This window comes from Nostoc cf. edaphicum LEGE 07299 (genome assembly GCF_015207245.1).
Taxonomy (GTDB): domain Bacteria; phylum Cyanobacteriota; class Cyanobacteriia; order Cyanobacteriales; family Nostocaceae; genus Nostoc; species Nostoc edaphicum_B.
Map to the genome: position 1 here is coordinate 1 of NZ_JADEXF010000553.1, position 3,948 is coordinate 3,948.

At 47.4% G+C, this 3,948-nt stretch carries 3 protein-coding genes; all 3 read left to right on the forward strand.

The window, feature by feature from the left end; genetic code table 11:
- The first annotated feature begins 506 nt into the window (after positions 1-506).
- Positions 507-1,133: a (2Fe-2S)-binding protein gene (locus IQ229_RS16690; RefSeq protein WP_194045568.1), complete on the forward strand. Its 627-nt coding sequence runs from the start codon at positions 507-509 to the stop codon at positions 1,131-1,133.
- Entirely contained in the window at positions 1,120-2,103 is a 984-nt protein-coding gene (locus tag IQ229_RS16695) for an FAD binding domain-containing protein (RefSeq protein WP_194045570.1), read from the forward strand. Before IQ229_RS16690 ends, IQ229_RS16695 begins: the two co-directional genes overlap by 14 nt.
- Positions 2,100-3,948 (forward strand): xanthine dehydrogenase family protein molybdopterin-binding subunit (locus IQ229_RS16700; protein WP_194045572.1); only part of this gene is annotated, 1,849 nt, incomplete at its 3' end. The genes IQ229_RS16695 and IQ229_RS16700, both read left to right, overlap by 4 nt.

Genomic DNA, 3,948 nt, shown 5'->3' on the forward strand with positions numbered 1-3,948 from the left:
AACCTATAGCCGCTTTCAATGGCATGGAATATAAAGCATTCGTAGGGGAACAATATTCTTGTTCTCCTTTTTACTCACTCAGCACTTGGAACTCAGAACTCTTCATTGTGCTTTGCAGCTTAGAGGTTGTTTTAAAAGTGTTTGGCTGAATGGTTCCCTCCCCTTTATAAGGTAATACGGTTCAGTTAAGGCTAAAACTCTTTGTCAAAGTCAACTTTTTTAACGAACCGCAGAGGCGCAGAGGAAACAGAGAGAAGAGAAAAAATGCTTAACTGAACTGTATTGAATCATAACTAATTACCCGGACTTGATATTAATTCTATTTTGAGAATTCTAGATAATACTTATGGCATAAATCTTTTGATAGAGAGACATAACAAGACGAAATTGTATTCTATTAACAATGTCTTTTTAGAGAAAATACTTTTCAGAAAGTCTGGTTTTCTATCAATAATTTTAGTAATAATTACTCAATATTTTTAACAAAAACAAAATGGAGCGAACAAATGAGGTTTGTCTTAAGACGCCGCAAGCTGGGTCAATTAATGGTCTTCAGCACAGTAGCGGCGACGATCGCTAATTTTGTAGAGAAAGCTGTAGCAGAAACTCAAGTTAAAAAAACTACTCCTATGCTGGCAACTTCCACAGATTCTGAAACTGTGAAGGTGACGCTGCAAGTGAACGGAACACCACATAATTTGCAGATTGAACCGCGTGTTACCTTACTTGATGCGCTTCGGGAATATATAGGATTAATTGGTACTAAAAAAGGTTGCGATCATGGTCAGTGTGGTGCTTGCACGGTGCTGGTTGATGGGCAGCGGATTAATTCGTGCTTGACATTTGCAATTATGCACACCGACGCGAAAATCACAACTATTGAAGGGTTGAAACAAGGAAACAATCTGCACCCGATGCAAGCCGCGTTTCTGTCCCGCGATGCGTTTCAGTGCGGCTACTGCACGCCAGGACAGATTTGTTCGGCGGTGGGTTTGGTGAACGAGGGACACGCTAAATCGGATGCCGACATTCGCGAACTAATGAGCGGCAATATCTGCCGTTGCGGTGCTTATCCAAATATCGTGGCTGCTGTCCGCGATGTCTTAGAGGGAAAAAAAGATGCAGCCGTTTAGCTATAAAAAAGCGGGACAAGCAGAGAATGCCGTGGCTTTGGTTACTCCAGAGGTGGAAGCTGCTTACTTGGCAGGGGGTACAAGCTTAATTGATTTGATGAAGCTGAATGTACAAACGCCAAAACAGTTAGTTGACATTAACCCACTACCGTTAACCAAGATAGAAGTACAGGGTAATGGTGTGCGGATTGGAGCAATGGCAAGCAATAGCGACGTTGCTTATAATCCGATAATTCAAGAGCGTTACCCTGTACTGTCGGAGGCTTTGCTGTCTGGGGCATCACCGCAACTGCGAAACATGGCAAGTGTAGGCGGAAATTTGCTGCAACGTACCCGCTGTTACTACTTCCGCGACACCGCCTTCCCCTGCAATAAGCGCGTTCCTGGTTCAGGTTGTCCGGCAATCGAGGGTTATAACCGCATTCACGCGATTTTCGGCGGTAGCGATCGCTGTATTGCCACCCATCCCTCTGATATGGCGGTGGCAATGATCGCACTCGATGCCCTTGTGCAAACACGCGGGCCGAGGGGAGAGCGGAGTATTCCGCTGGTAGATTTTCATCTCGTACCGGGTAATACGCCAGAAAGGGAGACGATTTTAGAACACGGAGAGTTAATTGTTGCCGTTGACTTACCTGCTTTAAACTTCGCAAGGCGATCGCACTATTTAAAAGTCCGCGATCGCGCCTCCTATGCTTTTGCGATGACATCGGTTGCGGCAGCGTTAGATATTCAAAATGGGATTATTCGCTCGGCACGCATTGCCCTTGGCGGCGTGGGCACAAAGCCCTGGCGTGCCTTTGAAGCGGAAAAAGCACTTTTGAACAAGCCAGCCAATCAGGCAACATTTCAAGCAGCTGCATTGGCTGCGATCGCCGGAGCTAAACCTCAAAAATACAACGGGTTTAAGGTCGAACTGACTAAACGCACAATTGTTAAAGCGCTGGCAACGGTGGGAGGGATGGCATGAATACTGGGGATACAAATATAGTTGTCGGCAAACCGTTAAATCGAGTTGATGGACGGCTCAAGGTAACTGGTGGCGCCCGTTATGCGGCTGAGTTTCCGATCGCAAAAATGACTTATGGCGTGACAATCCAAAGTGCGATCGCCAAAGGTAAAATAGCCCAAATCGATACCAAGGCGGCGGAGCGAGTACCAGGTGTATTAGCAGTAATTACCCACCTCAACGCGCCCAAAGCGTCTGGAGAAAAGGGCGGCGGTCGCAAGCTGCAAGTGCTACAAGATAACATTGTCCTGTATAGCGGTCAGCATATTGGTGTCGTCATTGCCGATACTTTTGAAAGAGCGATGTATGCTGCTTCGCTGGTGCAAGTTCGCTATGACGAAGAGAAACCAACTATCAATATGCGGGACAACCTCGCTAAGGCATACTTGCCCAAAGGTAAAATACCTGGAGGCGAGCCGTCCGATTTAACTCACGGCAATGTCAACCAGGGACTAGCAACTGCTGCTGTCCGCGTCGATCAAACTTATACTACACCGATCGAAAATCACAATCCAATGGAGCCTCATGCCACAACAGCAGTTTGGCAAGGCGATGAACTGTTGCTGTATGACGCAACTCAGGGAATTTTTTCGACTCAAGAAAAAGTTGCGGAGGTATTAGGAATTGAGCCTGAGAAAGTCCGCATTATGTCTTACTTTGTCGGCGGTGGCTTCGGTTGCAAAGGGTCGGCTTGGTCGCACGTACCGCTAGCGGCGATCGCAGCCCGGCAGGTTAATCGCCCAGTAAAATTAGTTTTGGGACGCATACAAATGTATGGCCCTGTTGGCTTTCGCCCAGAGACAATTCAACAGGTTTCTCTCGGTGCAACCCGCGATGGCAAATTGACTGCTCTGCGACACGCCGGGACTTCTCAAACTTCAACTTTCGATGAATTTATCGAACCTGTTGGTAAAAGCGCTCGGATGCTTTACGCTAGCCCGAATATCGAAACTACCCACCGTCTGGTTCAGCTCGATCAAGGAACACCAACCTATATGCGGGCCCCAGGCGAAGCTTCTGGGTCGTTTGCCTTAGAATCGGCAATGGACGAACTGGCTTATGCACTCAATATCGATCCGGTAGAGTTGCGTCTGCGTAACTATGCTGAAGTTGATCCTAGCAAAGGAATACCTTGGTCGAGCAAGTCATTGAGAGAGTGTTACAAATTGGGGGCAGAAAAGTTTGGCTGGCAAAAGCGCAATCCCAAGCCCCGTTCAATGCGAGACGGCAATTATTTAATTGGTTGGGGTATGGCGACAGCTACTTATCCTACCTACCGTTCCCCAGCATCAGCGATCGCTAAAATTATGGCAGACGGTACAGCCGTTGTATTGAGCGGTTCCCAAGATATTGGCACGGGAACTTATACTGTGATGACTCAAGTTGCAGCTGAGGCACTCGGTCTACCAGTTAGCAAAGTCCGGTTTGAACTAGGCGATACCAAGATGCCAAAAACCCCCGTTTCTGGTGGTTCGCAAACCGCCGCCAGTGTCAGTTCAGCGGTGCATCTAGCGGGAAATCAAGCACGCAGTCAGCTTTTGCAACTAGCACTTGCCGATCAAAAATCGCCGCTTTATAGTTCAAAGGCTGAGGATGTGATTGCCGAAAACGGCAGCTTTTTCTTAAAAAATAAATCCTCCGCCAGCGAAACATATCAGGCAATCTTGGCACGACATGGAAAGAAAATGATCGAAGCGCGTGCAGATGCCAAACCTGGAGAGGAACAAAAGAAGTTTTCAATGCACTCATTTGGAGCGCAGTTTGCCGAAGTGCGCGTTGAGCCTGATTTGGGTGAAGTGCGAGTAT